This is a genomic window from Streptomyces sp. NPDC021115, from assembly GCF_044333065.1.
Classification (GTDB): domain Bacteria; phylum Actinomycetota; class Actinomycetes; order Streptomycetales; family Streptomycetaceae; genus Streptomyces.
The window spans coordinates 134,338-148,868 of record NZ_JBIRQF010000016.1; the positions used below are offsets into that span (position 1 = coordinate 134,338).

The following is a 14,531-nucleotide window of genomic DNA, read 5'->3' on the forward strand; positions in this document are numbered from 1 at the left end:
GGCCCCGCGCCGTCCGCACGATGACGGGCGTGACACCCACGACCGCGACGGCGCGGTCCGACAAGCCTCCGCCCCGCGGGCCGGACGGCGGCGGCGCCCGCGCCGCGCGGCGGGGGACCGGAACCGGCCACGGCGCGTGGTTCCTGGTGCTGCCCGCGCTGCTGCCGATCCTGCTGCTCAGCGTCGGCCCGCTGCTGTACGGGATCGGGCTGGCCTTCACCGACGCGCAGTCCGGCCGCACCGAGCCGACCCAGTGGACCGGGCTGCTCAACTTCCAGGACCTGGCCCGCGACACGCTCTTCTGGGAGTCGTTCCGGATCGGCCTGGTGTGGGCGGTCGCGGTGACCGTTCCGCAGTTCGTGCTGGCCCTCGGGCTCGCGCTGCTGCTGACGCAGAACCTCCGCTTCCGCTGGCTGGCGCGGGCCCTGGCGATCGTGCCGTGGGCGATGCCCGAGGTCGTCGTCGGCATCATGTGGCGGCTCGTCTACCACCCCGACGCGGGGGTGCTGGGCGAGGCCCTGGGCACCGAACGGGACTGGCTGGGCAGCCTCTCCACCGCCCTGCCCGCCGTGATCGTCGTCGGCATCTGGGCGCGGCTGCCGCAGGTGACGGTGACGCTGCTGGCCGCGCTCACAGGCGTACCGCGCGAACTGCACGAGGCCGCGGCGGTGGACGGCGCGGGCGCCTGGCGGCGCTTCCGCACCGTCACCTGGCCCGCCATCAGGCCCGTCGCCCTCGCGATCAGCGCGCTCAGCCTCATCTGGAACATCAACTCCTTCGCGCTGGTCTACGTCCTGACCGGTGGCGGGCCCGGCGGGCGCACCCGGCTGCCGATGCTCTTCGCGTACGAGGAGGCGTTCCGCTACGGGCAGTTCGGGTACGCGGCCGCCATGGGCTGCGTGCTGGTCGCGGCCGTCTCCGTGCTCCTCGCGATGTTCCTCGTCGGACGGCTCAAGGGGGACGAGGCATGAACCGGGCCGCCGCCGTGCGCAGGCGCCGGGCCGCCCGCACCGGGCAGTACCTGGCCCTGCTGGGCTACCTCGGCTTCCTCGCCTTTCCGCTGCTGTGGCTGCTGTCCACCGCGTTCAAGCCGCCGCGGGAGCTGGCCAGCCCGGACCCCGGCTGGCTCCCCCTCGACCCGACGCTGGACAACTTCCGCCAGGCGTTCGACGAACAGCCGCTGCTGCGGGCGGCCGCGAACAGCCTGACCGCCTCCGTCGCCGCCGCGGTCGTCACCGTCGTCATCGCGACCCCGATGGCGTACGTCATGGCCCGGCACCACCGCTCCCCGCTGTCCCGGGCGGCCACCGGCTGGGTCGTGGTCAGCCAGGCGTTCCCGTTCGTCCTGGTGATCATCCCGCTGTTCCTCCTGCTGAAGAACCTGTACCTGATCAACTCCCTGTCCGGGCTGATCATGGTGTACGTGGTGTGGTCGCTGCCGTTCGCCCTGTGGATGCTCGCGGGGTACGCCCGCGCCGTACCCAGGGAGCTGGAGGAGGCCGCGGCCGTGGACGGGGCGGGGCGGCTGCGCGTCCTGGTCTCGATCACGGTGCCGCTGCTGGCGCCCGGCCTCGTGGCCACCGCCCTCTTCGCCTTCATCACCGCGTGGAACGAGTTCTTCTTCGCGCTGGTGCTGCTCAAGACGCCGGAGAAGCAGACCATGCCGGTCGTCCTCACCCACTTCATCGGCGCCGAGGGCGTCGCCGACCTCGGCCCGCTGGCCGCGGCCTCGCTGCTCGCCACCCTGCCCTCGCTGGTCCTGTTCGCCGTCATCCAGCGGCGGATCACCAGTGGGACCCTGGCCGGGGCGGTGAAGTCCTGATGCGCCGCCGCCCGCTGCTGGCCGCCTCCGCCGCCCTGCTGTCGGGATGCGCGCCCGCGCGGCGCCGCGCCCGCGGGGGAGAGGTGGTGCTCCGCTTCCAGTCGCTGGCCTGGCAGCAGGAGTCCGTCGAGGCCAACAAGCGCCTCGTCGCCGAGTGGAACGCGGCCCACCCCGGGATCAGGGTGGACTACGTCCAGGGCAGCTGGGACGGCGTCCACGACCAGCTCCTCACCTCCTTCGAGGGCGGCGAGGCGCCCGACATCATCCACGACGCCGCCGACGACCTCGCCGACTTCGCGTACGGCGGCTACCTCGCCGATCTGCGCGGCCTGCTGCCCGACCGGCTCAAGGCCGACATCCCGGCCCACAGCTGGGCGACCACCACCTTCGACGGCGGCGTCTACGGCGTGCCGTTCCTCCAGGAGCCCCGCGTGATCATCGCCAACCGGGCGCTCCTGGACCGGGCACGGGTGCGCATCCCGACCGTGCGCGCCCCTTGGAGCTGGGCGGAGTTCGAGGACGCGGCCCGGACGCTCACCCGGGGCGGTACGCACGGCGTCGCCTGGCCGCTCAAGGAACCCGTCGCCGCGACCCTGGGCCTGGCCCTGACCACCGGCGGCCGGTTCTTCCACCGCGCCGCCGACGGCAAGGTCACGGCCCGCTTCGACGCCGCCGAGCAGCGCGTCCCGGACGCCATCGCCCGTACGGCGGCCAAGTCCACGCTCGGCATGGGCGGTTCGGACACCCTCCCCGGCTTCTTCGGCGGCAAGTACGCCATGCTGCCGCTCGGCTTCTCCTACCGCCAGCAGCTCGCCTCGCAGGCGCCGAAGGACTTCACCTGGACGGTCCTGCCCGCCCCCGCCGGACCCGGCGGCGACCAGCGCCAGGGGGTCAGCCCGCAGACCCTGTCCATCGCCGAGGACAGCCCCTACCAGCGCGAGGCGGCCCGCTTCCTCGACTTCTTCCTCCGCCCCCGCAACATGGTGCGGCTCGCCCTGGGCGACTGGATGCTGCCCACAGGCACCGCCGCCCTGCGCGCCCCGGCCCTGCACACCCCCGCCCAGGGCTGGTCGACCGGCACCACCCTGGCCACCCACCTCCGCCCGGCCCCCGCCCTGCCGGTGCGCGGCTACCCGGAGTGGAAGGACAAGGTGGCGACCCCCGCGCTCCAGGAGTACTACAGCGGGGCGATCCCGCTGTCCCGGCTGAGGAAACGCCTGGTGGACGACGGCAATCTGGTCCTCTCCCGCTACCAGCGCTAGGCGGTCGGGCAAGTGGTCAACTCCTCCGCGAGCACGACCCATTGCCAGGGCGCCACCCGCGCCACCACCACCTCCCGCGCGAGCTCCGCCCGGCGGAACGCGGCGGACAGCCGCCGGGTGGGGCAGGTCCGTCGCAGTGACGCGTAGAGCGACCCGCCGACGCCCGAGAAGCCCAGCTCCACCAGGCGCGCGTACGCCGCCCGCTGCGCCGGATCGGTCAGCAGGGGGCGTGGGCGGCGGGTCAGCCGCAGAATTCCGCCGTGGACGCTCGGCATCGGCCGGAAGGCGGCGCGCTCCACGCGCCCGCACAGCCGCCACTCCACCTCCGGCCAGGTCCGTACCGTCAGCAGGCTCCACCGGCCGAAGTCGCCGGTGCGCTTGCGGGCGTACTCCAGCTGGGTGAGCAGCGTCGCCGAGGTGAGCGGGCGTGCCCGCAGGGCCCAGTCGACGATCTCGGAGGTGCGGGCGTAGGGCACATTGCCGACCAGGGCGAACGGTTCGCGCGGTGGCACGGCCGTCAGGAAGTCCTGGTGGACGACGCGGACCCGCGGGTGCGCGTCGAGCCGTTCGCGCAGCCCCGGGACGAGATGGCGGTCGATCTCGTAACTGATCAGTGCGCGGCAGCGCGGTGCCAGCGCCTCGGTGAGCACGCCCTTGCCCGCGCCGACCTCCACCAGCAGATCGGTGGGGCCGGGGCGGGCGGCGCGGACGATCCGGGCAACGGCGTCCGGGTCGGTCAGGAAGTTCTGCCCGTAGCCGCGCCGCGCTTCATCGCGGGCGGTACGGGGGCGAGCGTTGCGGTTGCGGGCCACGGCCACGGTCCTTTCGGAGCCGGGCGGGCGGCAGCGGCACACGGACGAGCGGGCCCTGCCGCCCGTCCGGAACGTGTGATTCCTGGACTGGCGGGGGCCCTGGCCACGGGCATGCGGAAGCGGGTGGAACAGGGGATCAGGACGAGCGACGGGACCCTCGATCGGTCAGACCAGGTCAGACCAGGTCAGACCAGGTCAGACCCGGTCGGGTCAGTGGCTCGGCGAGAAACGGGGCGCGTCCGGTCCGGCCAGGGCACCGGGGCCGCGCCGCGGGCGGCGGAGGAGCGGGAGAGACGCGCACACACCCGCCACCCCGGCACAGCCGCGGGTGGTGAGGCGGGTGAACACGCCGATGCCGGGACTTCCGCCCATCGGTGATGCTCCTCCCGTGCGCGCCTACGCGAGTTGACGCGTAGGCGGATCTCCGCCGTTTCCCCGGCACCGTACGGAGGGGGCGGAGCGGGCCGCAAGGGGTTTTCCCGCGAGCCCCGGTGCCGTACGACGCGAACGGCCGCGTGGCCCGGTGGGAGCCACGCGGCCGGTTCTTGGGGTGGCGTCAGACCCTGGCGTGCCGGGGGCGGTCGTCCAGGTCGGTGCCGGGCAGGGTGCCCACCGGGGCGGCGGGCCGGGGCGCGGCGGCGGGTGCCGGGTCGTCGTGGGTCAGGTCGGGCAGCCATCGCAGCCAGGTCGGCAGGTACCAGTTCCGCTCGCCCAGCAGCGTCATCACGGCGGGCAGCAGCACCCCGCGGATCACCGTGGCGTCGATGAGGACGGCCGCCGCGAGGCCGACGCCCATCTGCTTCATGGACTGCATCGACAGCGTCCCGAAGATGGCGAACACCGCGACCATGATGACGGCGGCGCTGGTGACCACGCCCGCCGTGGTGACCACGCCGTGCACCACCGCGTCCCGGGTGGTGCGCCCGGCCAGCCGCGCCTCGCGGATCCGGGAGACCACGAACACGTGGTAGTCCATGCTCAGCCCGAACAGGATCACGAAGAGGAACAGCGGCAGCCACGACACGATCGCGCCGACGCCCTCCGCGCCGACCAGGCCCGCGCCCCAGCCGTGCTGGAAGACGGCGGTGAGGATGCCGTACGCGGCGCCCACCGACAGCAGGTTGAGCGCGATGGAGGTCACGGCGATGGTCAGGGACCGGAACGACATCAGCATCAGCAGGAAGGCGAACACCACGACGAAGGCGAAGACCGGGGCGACGGCCGAGCCGAGCGCGTCGTTGAAGTCCTTGGAGGCGGCGGTGGAGCCGCCGATCGGCGCGTCCAGCCCGTCCACCGTGCCGAGCGTGGCGGGGCGCACCTCATCGCGCAGGACGGTCAGGCTCTGCCCGGCCTTCTTCTCGTCCGAGCCGCCGGTCAGCGGCACCGACAGTACGGCCAGGTCCTGCTTCTCGTGGAACGCCACCGTGACCGGGCCCGTGGAGGCGCCCTTCGCGACGGCCAGGTCGCGGAAGCGGGTGATGGCGTCCCGTACCGGCGCGGCGTCGATGTCGTCGGCCTTGACCACGACCCGGGCCGGGTCGGGGCCGCCGGGGAACGCCTCGTCCATGTGCCGGTAGGCGGCCACGATCGGCATGGAGCCCCCGAACTCCTGGTCCAGGGTGAGGTTCGCGGTGTTCATGCTGACCGCGGGGGCGGCGATCGCGATCAGCGCGCCACCGGCCAGCGCGAGCGACAGCCTCGGCCTGCGCAGCACCCGGCCGAGGACCGCGCGCCACACCCGGCTCTCGCCGTTGCCCTTCCGCTTGGCGCGGCCCACGAACGGCACCTTGCCCTTCTCGACGCGCTCGCCGAGCAGCGACAGCAGCGCGGGCAGCACCGTCACCGAGCCCACCATGGCCACGGCCACCACCATCAGGGTCGCCAGGCCCATCGCCTTGAACTCGGCGATGCCGGTGAAGAGCATGCCCGCCATCGCCACGATGACCGTGACACCCGAGACGAGGATCGCCCGGCCCGAGGTCGCCGCCGCGATCCGCAGCGCGGTCTCGGGGTCGCGCCCGGCCGCGCGCTCCTCCCGCTCCCGGCGCAGATAGAACAGGCAGTAGTCGACGCCGACGGCCAGACCCACCAGCAGCATCACCGAGTTGGCCGTGTCGCTCATGTGCACCCAGTGGCTGACCACCGCCACCAGACCGGTGGTGGCCAGGAAGGCGGTCATCGCGAGCGCCACCGGCAGCAGCGCCGCCACCAGCGCGCCGAACGCGATCAGCAGGATGCCGAGCGCCACCGGCACCGCCGAGTACTCGGCCTGCGTGAAGTCCGAGCCGAACGCGTCGTCGAACGCCTTCTGGCCGCTCGCGTCGCCGAACTGCTCGATCCTGAAGTCCTGGTGGCCCCGCTGAGCCTTCTCCACCGCGTCCAGCACCGGCTGGACGCGGTCGGCGGCGGTCTCCGGGTCGCCCCGCAGATCGAACCGCACCAGCGCGGACCGCCGGTCGGACGAGATCGCCTTCGTGGCGTACGGGGAGGCCACCTCGGTGGCCTCGCCGGTGCCGCGCACCGCGGTGAGCACCGCGCCGACCGCGTCGCGGAACGCCGCGTCGCCCGCGGTCACCCCGCTCGTCCTGGCCTGGATCAGTACGGTTTCCCCGGCCGGTTCGTCGATGCCCGCATCGTCGAGAATCTTCACGACACGCCCGGACTCGCCGGGAAGCTCCTCGCTGTCCGTCGAATCGACCCGGCCCGTCATCGACCCCACGGCCAGCGCGAGAACGACCAGCAGCAGCCAGGCGCCGACCGCCGTCCAGCGGTGCCGGGCGCTCCAGCCGCCCGCTCGGGCGGCCAGCCCCCGTGGCCTGTTCAGTCGTCCTGTGTCCCCCACGACGTCCCCTTTTCCCATGGTGGCGACCCCCTGCCGCCCTCTGGGGGACGACGCTAGGGCGCGGGTGCGTCCGGGCCCATCCTGCTGACCGGTGAGCCGGGGGGCGGGGTCCTCCACCTCGGGGAGGGGGGTCATCCCTACCCTCACGTTCCAAGCCCCTTACACGTAAAGGGACTTGTCGTGATCGTGCCGCGATGACGTTGCATATGTCACACATGGACCAGGATCTTGAATTGCCCGGTTCGATCCGCCAGGGTTTCGTCTCAGCCCGGAGTGATCCGAACACGCTCCGGCGCCACCGCGCCCGTGTGAGACATCACCCGTGTGCGGAATCCCCCCACAACCGCACGAGGAGGATCCCTCGTCATGGCAGTACACAAGCAGCGCAACGCGCGTCGACTCACCCTCGCGATAGCCGCGGCGGGCGCCGTCACCGCCGGTGCCTTCGTGGCCGTCCCGGCGGGCGCCGCCACCGCGAAGCCCGCCGAGGGCACCGTCTACGGCACCCAGGCGAAGAACGCCGTCGACGGCAGCTACATCGTCATGCTCAAGGGCGGACAGTCCGTCAAGGCCGCGGCCGAGGGCAAGGACCTGGCCCAGAGCTACGGCGGCAAGCTGCGCCGCGCTTACGACTCCGCCATCAACGGCTTCTCCGCCAGCGGCCTCAGCGAGACCGAGGCCAAGCGGCTGGCCGCCGACCCGTCGGTGGCCAAGGTCGTCCAGAACCACCGATACTCCATCAAGACCACCCAGGACGATCCGCCGTCCTGGGGCCTGGACCGGCTGGACCAGGAAGACACCAAGGGCGACAAGAAGTACACCTACCCGGACAGCGCGGGTGAGGGCGTCACCGCGTACGTCATCGACACCGGGGTCCGCGCGTCGCACAAGGACTTCGGCGGCCGCGTCACCTCCGGCTTCGACGCCATCGACAACGACGAGGACGCCGACGACGGCAACGGCCACGGCACCCATGTCGCGGGCACCATCGCCGGTACCGACCACGGCGTGGCCAAGAAGGCCAAGGTCGTGGCCGTGAGAGTCCTGGACGACCAGGGCTCGGGCACCACCGAACAGGTCGTGTCCGGCATCGACTGGGTCACCAAGAACCACAAGGGCCCGTCCGTCGCCAACATGAGCCTCGGCGGCACCCCCGACGAGGCCCTGGACGCGGCCGTGCAGAAGGCCATCGACGCCGGTGTCACCTTCGGCGTCGCGGCGGGCAACGAGTCCGCCGACGCCAGCGGGAGCTCGCCGGCCCGGGTCGAGGACGCGATCACCGTCGCCTCCAGCACCGACGCCGACGAGCAGTCCGACTTCTCCAACTTCGGCAAGGTCGTCGACATCTACGCCCCCGGCTCGGACATCACGTCCGACTGGAACACCGGCGACGACGCGACCAACACCATCTCCGGTACGTCGATGGCCACCCCGCACGTCGTGGGCGCCGCCGCCGTCTACCTGAGCGGCCACCAGGACGCCAAGCCCGCTGACGTGGCGAAGGCGCTCACGGACGGTGCCACCGCCGACAAGATCTCCAACCCGAGCGAGGGCACCCCCAACAAGCTGCTGAAGATCGTCAAGTAAGCAGCGTCCGCACCTCCGGCCGCCGCGTCCACCCCACTGGGCGCGGCGGCCGCCGTGTGCCGGGTACCGGGAGCAACTGGCTGACACCTTGGGCCCGTTGACCCGCCGTGCCAGGGTTGCGGGCATGAACATCACGGACGGATACGCATGGGCGGCGGTCGCGGACGCGCCGGTGAAGGAGCTGTTCCCGGGCATCCGGCTGCGCCCGCTGTGGACGGGGGACGACGGTGCGAAGGCCCACGTCCTGGAAATGGACCCGGACAGCAGCTGGGAAGGTCTTGACGTCCACGAGCCCGGTCCCGAGGAGGTCTTCGTCGTCTCCGGCACCTTCAACGACGGCCACCGCGACTACCCCGCGGGCACCTTCCTCCACGCCCCGGCGGGCTCCTCGCACATCCCGCGGACCACCACCGGCTGCACGCTCTTCGTCTTCTATCCCGAGGGCTGAAGTGGCCCAGGGAATGAACGGGTGATTGTCCCAAGGGCGCAGGCCAGCCGCCGACTAGTGTCACCGGCATGACGACGTCACTCACCGATACCCCCACCAAGGTCGACTTCTACTTCGACCCCGTCTGCCCCTTCGCCTGGATCGCCTCCCGCTGGATTCTGGAGGTCGAACGCCACCGCGACCTCGACCTCCGTTTCCGGGTGATGAGCCTGTCGGTCCTCAACGAGGGCCGCGAGGATCTGCCGGAGCGCTACGAGGAACTGGTGGACAAGGGCTGGGGCCCGGTCCGCGTCTGCATCGCGGCCGCACAGCACCACGGCGAGGAGGTGCTGCGGGACCTCTACACGGCCATGGGCACCCGACTCCACACCGCGGCCACCGAGGAGCGTCCGGACCGCCGGACCGTGATCGAGGAGGCCCTGGCCGAGCTGGGCCTGCCCGCCGAATTGGCCGAGGCCGCGCACTCCACCGCGTACGACGACGCCCTCCGCAAGAGCCACCACGAGGGCATGGACGCGGTCGGCGAGGATGTCGGCACCCCCACCCTCCACATCGACGGGGTGGCCTTCTTCGGCCCGGTGCTCTCCTCGATCCCCCGGGGCGAGGACGCCGTACGGGTCTTCGACGGCGCCCGGCTGCTCGCGGGCTATCCGGATTTCTTCGAGCTGAAGCGCACCCGCACGGGCGGTCTCGACTTCAGCTGAGCCCGACGTGGCGGGGAATACTCCGTGTGGAGCCGGGGTTCGAAGCGACACCGATCAGCGGTGATGTGACGACCGAGGAGTGCCGGTGCCGAACGACCAGAACGCCCCACAAGGAACAGTCGCCGAGGGCTTTGAATCCGTGACGCGGGAATTCGCGGCCGTCGCGGCGGACGAGGGCGGCGACTACGCGGCCCAGCTGGTGGCCTACGTGGACGGCGAGCGGGTCGTGGACCTGTGGACCGGGCCCGGGATCACGGGCGACTCCCTGACCGGTGTGTTCTCCTCGACCAAGGGCGCCGCCCACCTCGTGGTGGCCCTGCTGGTCCAGGACGGCGTCCTCGACCCGGACCAGAAGGTCAGCCACTACTGGCCGGAGTTCGGCACGGAAGGGAAGCAGGACATCACCCTGCGCGAGCTGCTCTCCCACCGCGCCGGAGTGGTCGGCGCCGACACCGGCTTCGTCCTGGAGGAAGTGGCCGACGACCGGGTCATCGCCGAACGCCTCGCCGCCCAGGCCCCGTACTGGCGCCCGGGAACCGCCTTCGGCTACCACGCCCTGACCATCGGGGCGCTCACCGGCGAGGTGGTGCGCCGGGTCACCGGGCAGAGCATCCAGGAGCTGTTCGAGGACCGCGTCCGTTCCCGCCACGACCTCGACTTCTACCTCGGGCTGCCCGAGGAGCACGAGCCCCGCTTCCTCACCACACAGCCCATGCTCCCCACCCCCGAGCAGCAGGCCGAACTCGACGCCGCCGCGACCGGGCCGCAGAGCCTGACCGGCATCGCCTTCAACCGCAACCATCCGCAGGCACCCGAGCTGTGGGACCTGCCCAACTTCCGGGTCGTACGCGCCAAGAGCCCTGCCTCCGTCGGCGGTGTCGCCTCCGCGCGCGGCCTGGCCGGGATGTACGCGGCGGCCATCAGCGAACTCGACGGCAAGGCACCCCTCCTCAAGCCGGACACGGCGGCCGCGTTCGCGCAGATCCACTCGATCGGCTACGACGTCGTCTCGCGCGCCCACAAGGCCTTCGGCCTCGGTTTCTCCGTCCCGGGCGAGGTCTACCCGGTCCTCGGCCAGGGCGCCTTCGGCCACAGCGGCGCCGCCGGCTCCCAGGCGTTCGCCGACCCGCGCACCGGTCTGGCCTACGGCTACAACCGCCGCCGCTTCGCCTTCCCGGGCGGTGCCGCCCCGGAGAACGTGCGGCTGATCGCCGCGGTGCACGCCGCGGCCACGGCGGTGGCCCGCTGACACGGGCAGTCCCCTAGGCCGTCAGCAGGGCAGGCCGGGCCGCGCGGGACTCGTCGTAGCGGGTCAGCAGCAGGCGGGCCAGCTCGGGGGCCGGGCCGAGGACGTCGGCCAGGATGTCCGCGCCCGCCGCCTCGGCACCGTGCGCGATGCGGTCGGGGAGGCGGCCGGGGGCGATGACGTACGGTGCCACGGCCACCCGTTCGGCGCCCTCCGCACGCAGGGCGCGGACCGCGTCCTCGGTGCGGGGGAGGGAGGCGGAGGCGAACGCGGGTCGCACGGCGCACCATCCGGTGTGCCGCCACTCCCGCGCGATTTCTGCGATCACCGCGATCGCCTCCGGGTCGGTGGAGCCCGCCGAGGCCAGGACGATGCCGGTCCGGTGCCGGTCGGCAGGGCGCAGCCCGGCCTCGTACAGCCGGTGTTCCAGGGCCTCCACGAGGAGCGGGGAGGGGCCCAGGACACCGGCCTGGCGGACGGTCAGGCGGGGGTGGCGGGCCGTGGCCTCGCGCAGGACCGCCGGGATGTCGGCCTTCGCGTGGAAGGCGCGGGTCAGCAGGAGGGGGAGGGCGATCACCTCGTCCGCCCCCTCCGCGGCGAGCCGGTCCAGGACCTGGCCCACCCGTGGTGCGTTGAACTCCAGGAAGGACGGCTCGACGCGCAGCCCCGGCCGCAGCGACCGCACGCGCGCGCACAGCGCGTCGACGGTCGCCGCGTGGCGGGGGTCGCGGCTGCCGTGGGCGACGACGAGGAGGGTCGGGGCAGTCATCGTGCTTCCGTGGGGTCCGTGGGTCTTCAGCGGGCGTTCGGGGCCAGGCCGCGGTTGCGCAGCACCCGGCGCTCGATGGGGGCGAAGATCAGCAGCTCGATGGCGATGCCGACGACCAGGATCATGATGATGCCGAGCAGCACGCTCGCCATGTCGGAGTTGTTGCGGGCGTTCTCCAGGTACTGGCCGAGGCCGAGGCCCAGGTCGGGGGACTTGGCGATGATCTCGGCGGCCATCAGGGACCGCCAGGAGAAGGCCCAGCCCTGCTTGAGTCCGGCGACATAGCCGGGCAGCGAGGCGGGCAGCAGGATGTGCCAGGCGCTGACCAGGCCGCGGGCGCCGAGGGTGTGCCCGGCGCGCAGGAACAGCGGGGGCACCCGGTCGATCCCGGCGACCAGGCCGTTGGCGATGGAGGGCACGGCGCCGAGCAGGATGACGGTGTACATCATCTGGTCGTTGAGGCCGAGCCAGATCACCGCGGGCGGCACCCAGGCGACCGAGGGCAGCGACTGGAGCCCGGAGAGGATCGGGCCGAACGCGGCGCGTACGAAGCTCACCCGGGCGACGATCAGCCCCAGCGGGGTGGCGATCGCGAGCGCGATGAGGAAGCCGAAGAGGCCGCGCGAGACGCTGGTCCAGACGATGTCGAACAGCTCGCCCTGGAGCCACAGCTGGCGCAGCGAGTCCCAGACCATGCTCGGGTCGGGAAGCTGGTAGTCCGGCGCGACCTTCGCCAGGACCAGTGCCTTCCACAGGGCGATCACCAGAAGGACGGCCACGATGGGGGGCAGCACCTTCTGGGTGAGCACCTGGGTCACCGGGACCCGCTTGATCTGCACCGTGTCCAGTGCGTCGAGCCCGGCTTCCAGGCCCTCCAGGTCCTCGGCGGACTTCTTCGCGAGGCGGGTATCGGTCGGGGCCGGGTCGGCCGCGGTGGTCTTACTGCTGGCCATGGCGGCGGATCTCCCCACGCAGTTCTTCGGTGATCTCGATGGACAGGTCGGCGACGGCCGCGTCCTCGATGCGGCGCGGCTGCGGAATGTCCACCGCCCAGTCGCGGACGACCCGTCCGGGCCGCGAGGACAGCAGCACGACGCGCTCGGCCAGCCGGACGGCCTCGCGCACGTTGTGCGTGACGAACAGGACCGAGACGCCGGTCTCGCTCCAGATCCGGGTCAGCTCGCCGTGCAGCACGTCGCGGGTGATGGCGTCGAGCGCGGCGAACGGCTCGTCCATCAGCAGCACGCTGGAGTCCTGGGCCAGCGCGCGGGCCAGCGCCACGCGCTGCCGCATGCCGCCGGACAGCTCGTGGACCCGCTTGCCGTGCGCGCCCTTCAGGCGCACCAGCTCCAGCAGCCGCTCGGCCTCCGGCGTGCGCTCGGCGCGGGGCACCCCGCGCAGCCGCAGCGCCAGTTCGATGTTCTTGCCCGCGGTCAGCCACGGGAACAGCGCGTGCTCCTGGAACATCAGGGCCGGACGGGTGCCGGGCACCTCGATGGTTCCGCTGGTCGGGCGGTCCAGGTCGGCGATGAGGTTCAGCAGCGTCGACTTGCCGCAGCCGGAGGCGCCCAGGATGCAGACGAACTCACCGGGCTTGATCTCGAGGTTGATGTCGTCGAGGACGGGCTGGGCGGCGCCGGGGCGGCCGAACGACTTGTGGACGTGGTCGATCCGGACCGCTCCGGCGGAGTCGGCCGCGCCGGTCGCGGCCGTGCCCGCCGGACCGGTCTTCTCGGTGGCGGTGGTCAGTGCCGGGGACATCCGGTCACCTCCTGATCGGGGTGCGTACGTGTGGTCACGTGCGTACGGGAGCGGGCGGCGGCTACTGGTCGCCGAGGCCCGCGGCCGAGACGGCCGGCCGGCCAGCGGCCTTCAGGACCTTGTTCAGCGGGGCCAGGTCGTAGATGCCCTTGAGGTCGGGCTTCTCCAGCAGCCCGGCCTTGACCGCGTGCTCCGCCTCGGTGTTGAGGGTCGAGGCGAGCGGATCGTCGGTGACCTGGATGGACTTCCAGGCCGGGTCGATCACGTTGGCGGGCAGCGGCTTGCCGGTCTCCTTCTCGAGCGCCGCGTTGGCCGCGTCCTTCGCCTTGTCCGGGTTGGCCTTGATCCAGGCGTTGGTCTTCACCGAGCCGCGCAGCACGGCCTCGACCACCTTCGGGTGCTCCTCGAGGAACGACTGCTTGACGATCAGGTTGGTGATCACGAACTTCTTGTCCGGCCACAGCGACGACTCGTCCAGCAGGGTCTTGCCGCCCTCGGCGACCAGCTTGGAGGCGGTCGGCTCGGGCACCCAGGCGCCGTCGATGGAACCGGACTTGTAGGCGTCGGGGGTCACCTTGTTGTCCGAGCGGACCACGGAGACATCGCCCTTGCCGCTCTGCGCGTCGACCTTCCAGCCCTTGGAGGCGATCCAGTTGAGGAACGCCACGTCCTGGGTGTTGCCCAGCTGCGGGGTGGCGATCTTCTTGCCCTTGACGTCGTCCAGCGTCTTGATCTTCTTCGGGTTGACGACGAGCTTGACGCCCCCCGAGACCGAACCCGAGATGATCTTGAGGTTGGAGCCGTGGGACTTCACATAGCCGTTGATGGACGGCGACGGGCCGATCCAGCCCATGTCGATGGAGCCCGCGTTCAGCGCCTCGATCTCCGAAGGACCGGCGTTGAAGACGTACGGGGAGACCTTCGTGCCGTGCAGCGCCTGCTGGATCTGACCGCCCTTGCGCAGCCCGACCAGGGCAGTGGCGTGGGTGAGGTTGGCGAAGTAGCCGATCTTGACCTTGTCCAGGCCGCCGACCTTCTTGCCACCGGCCGCGGGGAGCGCGGAGGACCCCTCGTCGTCGGCCTTCTTCTGCGAGCCGTAGCCGCAGCCACCGAGCCCGCCGATCAGCAGGGGGAGGGCGGCGGCGGCCGCCAGGAGGCGGGTGGTGCGGTGGCGGCGCGATCGGGGTATCGCGCGGGAAGCGGCAGACGACACGGGGGTGTTCCTCTCAGCGGGCCGGGCGCCGCGTCAGAGGACGCCCGGCGGTTCACATGGTCTGG

At 72.1% G+C, this 14,531-nt stretch carries 14 protein-coding genes; 7 read left to right on the plus strand and 7 right to left on the minus strand.

Annotated elements, in window-relative coordinates; genetic code table 11:
- Positions 1–20: 20 nt before the first annotated feature.
- The 3 genes from ACH4TL_RS34785 to ACH4TL_RS34795 are packed head-to-tail and all read left to right on the plus strand — an operon-like array spanning position 21 to position 3,084.
- On the plus strand, positions 21–971 hold the full coding sequence (locus tag ACH4TL_RS34785; RefSeq protein ID WP_398324292.1) for a carbohydrate ABC transporter permease: 951 nt from the start codon (positions 21–23) through the stop codon (positions 969–971).
- Entirely contained in the window at positions 968–1,822 is an 855-nt protein-coding gene (locus ACH4TL_RS34790; RefSeq protein ID WP_398324294.1) for a carbohydrate ABC transporter permease, read from the plus strand. Before ACH4TL_RS34785 ends, ACH4TL_RS34790 begins: the two co-directional genes overlap by 4 nt.
- Positions 1,822–3,084 carry an extracellular solute-binding protein gene (locus ACH4TL_RS34795; RefSeq protein WP_398324296.1) on the plus strand — a complete coding sequence of 421 codons (1,263 nt, stop codon included), beginning with the start codon at positions 1,822–1,824 and terminating at the stop codon, positions 3,082–3,084. The genes ACH4TL_RS34790 and ACH4TL_RS34795 overlap by 1 nt, the downstream gene beginning before the upstream one ends.
- On the opposite strand, the gene erm is transcribed toward ACH4TL_RS34795, so the two are convergent.
- From erm to ACH4TL_RS34810, 3 genes are all read right to left on the minus strand, one after another.
- Positions 3,081–3,896, minus strand: coding sequence for an ErmE/ErmH/ErmO/ErmR family 23S rRNA (adenine(2058)-N(6))-methyltransferase (gene erm / locus ACH4TL_RS34800; RefSeq protein WP_398324298.1), 816 nt, complete (start codon positions 3,894–3,896; stop codon positions 3,081–3,083). The genes ACH4TL_RS34795 and erm overlap by 4 nt on opposite strands.
- 210 nt (positions 3,897–4,106) lie before the next feature.
- Complete coding sequence (locus ACH4TL_RS34805) at positions 4,107–4,268, minus strand: hypothetical protein (protein WP_398324300.1); 162 nt, start codon at positions 4,266–4,268, stop codon at positions 4,107–4,109.
- A gap of 184 nt (positions 4,269–4,452) precedes the next feature.
- Positions 4,453–6,756: an MMPL family transporter gene (locus tag ACH4TL_RS34810; RefSeq protein ID WP_398324302.1), complete on the minus strand. Its 2,304-nt coding sequence runs from the start codon at positions 6,754–6,756 to the stop codon at positions 4,453–4,455.
- A gap of 348 nt (positions 6,757–7,104) precedes the next feature.
- Between ACH4TL_RS34810 and ACH4TL_RS34815 the strand changes: the two genes are divergently transcribed.
- The 4 genes from ACH4TL_RS34815 (at position 7,105) to ACH4TL_RS34830 (ending at position 10,726) form a co-directional block, all read left to right on the plus strand.
- Positions 7,105–8,325 carry a S8 family peptidase gene (locus ACH4TL_RS34815; protein ID WP_398324304.1) on the plus strand — a complete coding sequence of 407 codons (1,221 nt, stop codon included), beginning with the start codon at positions 7,105–7,107 and terminating at the stop codon, positions 8,323–8,325.
- A gap of 124 nt (positions 8,326–8,449) precedes the next feature.
- The gene (locus tag ACH4TL_RS34820) at positions 8,450–8,773 is read left to right on the plus strand and encodes a cupin domain-containing protein (protein ID WP_398324306.1); all 324 of its coding nucleotides are present in this window, start codon (positions 8,450–8,452) and stop codon (positions 8,771–8,773) included.
- Positions 8,774–8,841: 68 nt separating this feature from the next.
- Positions 8,842–9,477, plus strand: coding sequence for a disulfide bond formation protein DsbA (locus ACH4TL_RS34825; RefSeq protein WP_398324309.1), 636 nt, complete (start codon positions 8,842–8,844; stop codon positions 9,475–9,477).
- Between the two features lie 85 nt (positions 9,478–9,562).
- Positions 9,563–10,726, plus strand: coding sequence for a serine hydrolase domain-containing protein (locus ACH4TL_RS34830; RefSeq protein WP_398324311.1), 1,164 nt, complete (start codon positions 9,563–9,565; stop codon positions 10,724–10,726).
- Between the two features lie 13 nt (positions 10,727–10,739).
- Here ACH4TL_RS34830 and ACH4TL_RS34835 read toward each other — a convergent pair whose 3' ends face one another.
- From ACH4TL_RS34835 to ACH4TL_RS34850, 4 genes are all read right to left on the minus strand, one after another.
- On the minus strand, positions 10,740–11,492 hold the full coding sequence (locus tag ACH4TL_RS34835) for a sirohydrochlorin chelatase (protein ID WP_398324313.1): 753 nt from the start codon (positions 11,490–11,492) through the stop codon (positions 10,740–10,742).
- 26 nt (positions 11,493–11,518) lie between these two features.
- The gene (locus tag ACH4TL_RS34840) at positions 11,519–12,445 is read right to left on the minus strand and encodes an ABC transporter permease (protein WP_398324316.1); all 927 of its coding nucleotides are present in this window, start codon (positions 12,443–12,445) and stop codon (positions 11,519–11,521) included.
- A complete protein-coding gene (locus ACH4TL_RS34845) occupies positions 12,432–13,253 on the minus strand; it encodes an ABC transporter ATP-binding protein (protein ID WP_398324318.1) in 822 nt (273 codons plus the stop codon). The genes ACH4TL_RS34840 and ACH4TL_RS34845 overlap by 14 nt, the downstream gene beginning before the upstream one ends.
- A 61-nt stretch (positions 13,254–13,314) precedes the next feature.
- Positions 13,315–14,466, minus strand: a complete 1,152-nt coding sequence (locus tag ACH4TL_RS34850; RefSeq protein WP_398324320.1) for an ABC transporter substrate-binding protein — start codon at positions 14,464–14,466, stop codon at positions 13,315–13,317.
- Positions 14,467–14,531: the final 65 nt, after the last annotated feature.

Bases quoted from the DNA above. Each gene is read 5' to 3' on its own strand.
- ACH4TL_RS34785 (WP_398324292.1), top strand. From the start codon at position 21: ATGACGGGCGTGACACCCACGACCGCGACGGCGCGGTCCGACAAGCCT.
- ACH4TL_RS34790 (WP_398324294.1), top strand. From the start codon at position 968: ATGAACCGGGCCGCCGCCGTGCGCAGGCGCCGGGCCGCCCGCACCGGG.
- ACH4TL_RS34795 (WP_398324296.1), top strand. From the start codon at position 1,822: ATGCGCCGCCGCCCGCTGCTGGCCGCCTCCGCCGCCCTGCTGTCGGGA.
- ACH4TL_RS34805 (WP_398324300.1), bottom strand. From the start codon at position 4,268: ATGGGCGGAAGTCCCGGCATCGGCGTGTTCACCCGCCTCACCACCCGC.
- ACH4TL_RS34810 (WP_398324302.1), bottom strand. From the start codon at position 6,756: ATGGGAAAAGGGGACGTCGTGGGGGACACAGGACGACTGAACAGGCCA.
- ACH4TL_RS34815 (WP_398324304.1), top strand. From the start codon at position 7,105: ATGGCAGTACACAAGCAGCGCAACGCGCGTCGACTCACCCTCGCGATA.
- ACH4TL_RS34820 (WP_398324306.1), top strand. From the start codon at position 8,450: ATGAACATCACGGACGGATACGCATGGGCGGCGGTCGCGGACGCGCCG.
- ACH4TL_RS34825 (WP_398324309.1), top strand. From the start codon at position 8,842: ATGACGACGTCACTCACCGATACCCCCACCAAGGTCGACTTCTACTTC.
- ACH4TL_RS34835 (WP_398324313.1), bottom strand. From the start codon at position 11,492: ATGACTGCCCCGACCCTCCTCGTCGTCGCCCACGGCAGCCGCGACCCC.
- ACH4TL_RS34840 (WP_398324316.1), bottom strand. From the start codon at position 12,445: ATGGCCAGCAGTAAGACCACCGCGGCCGACCCGGCCCCGACCGATACC.
- ACH4TL_RS34845 (WP_398324318.1), bottom strand. From the start codon at position 13,253: ATGTCCCCGGCACTGACCACCGCCACCGAGAAGACCGGTCCGGCGGGC.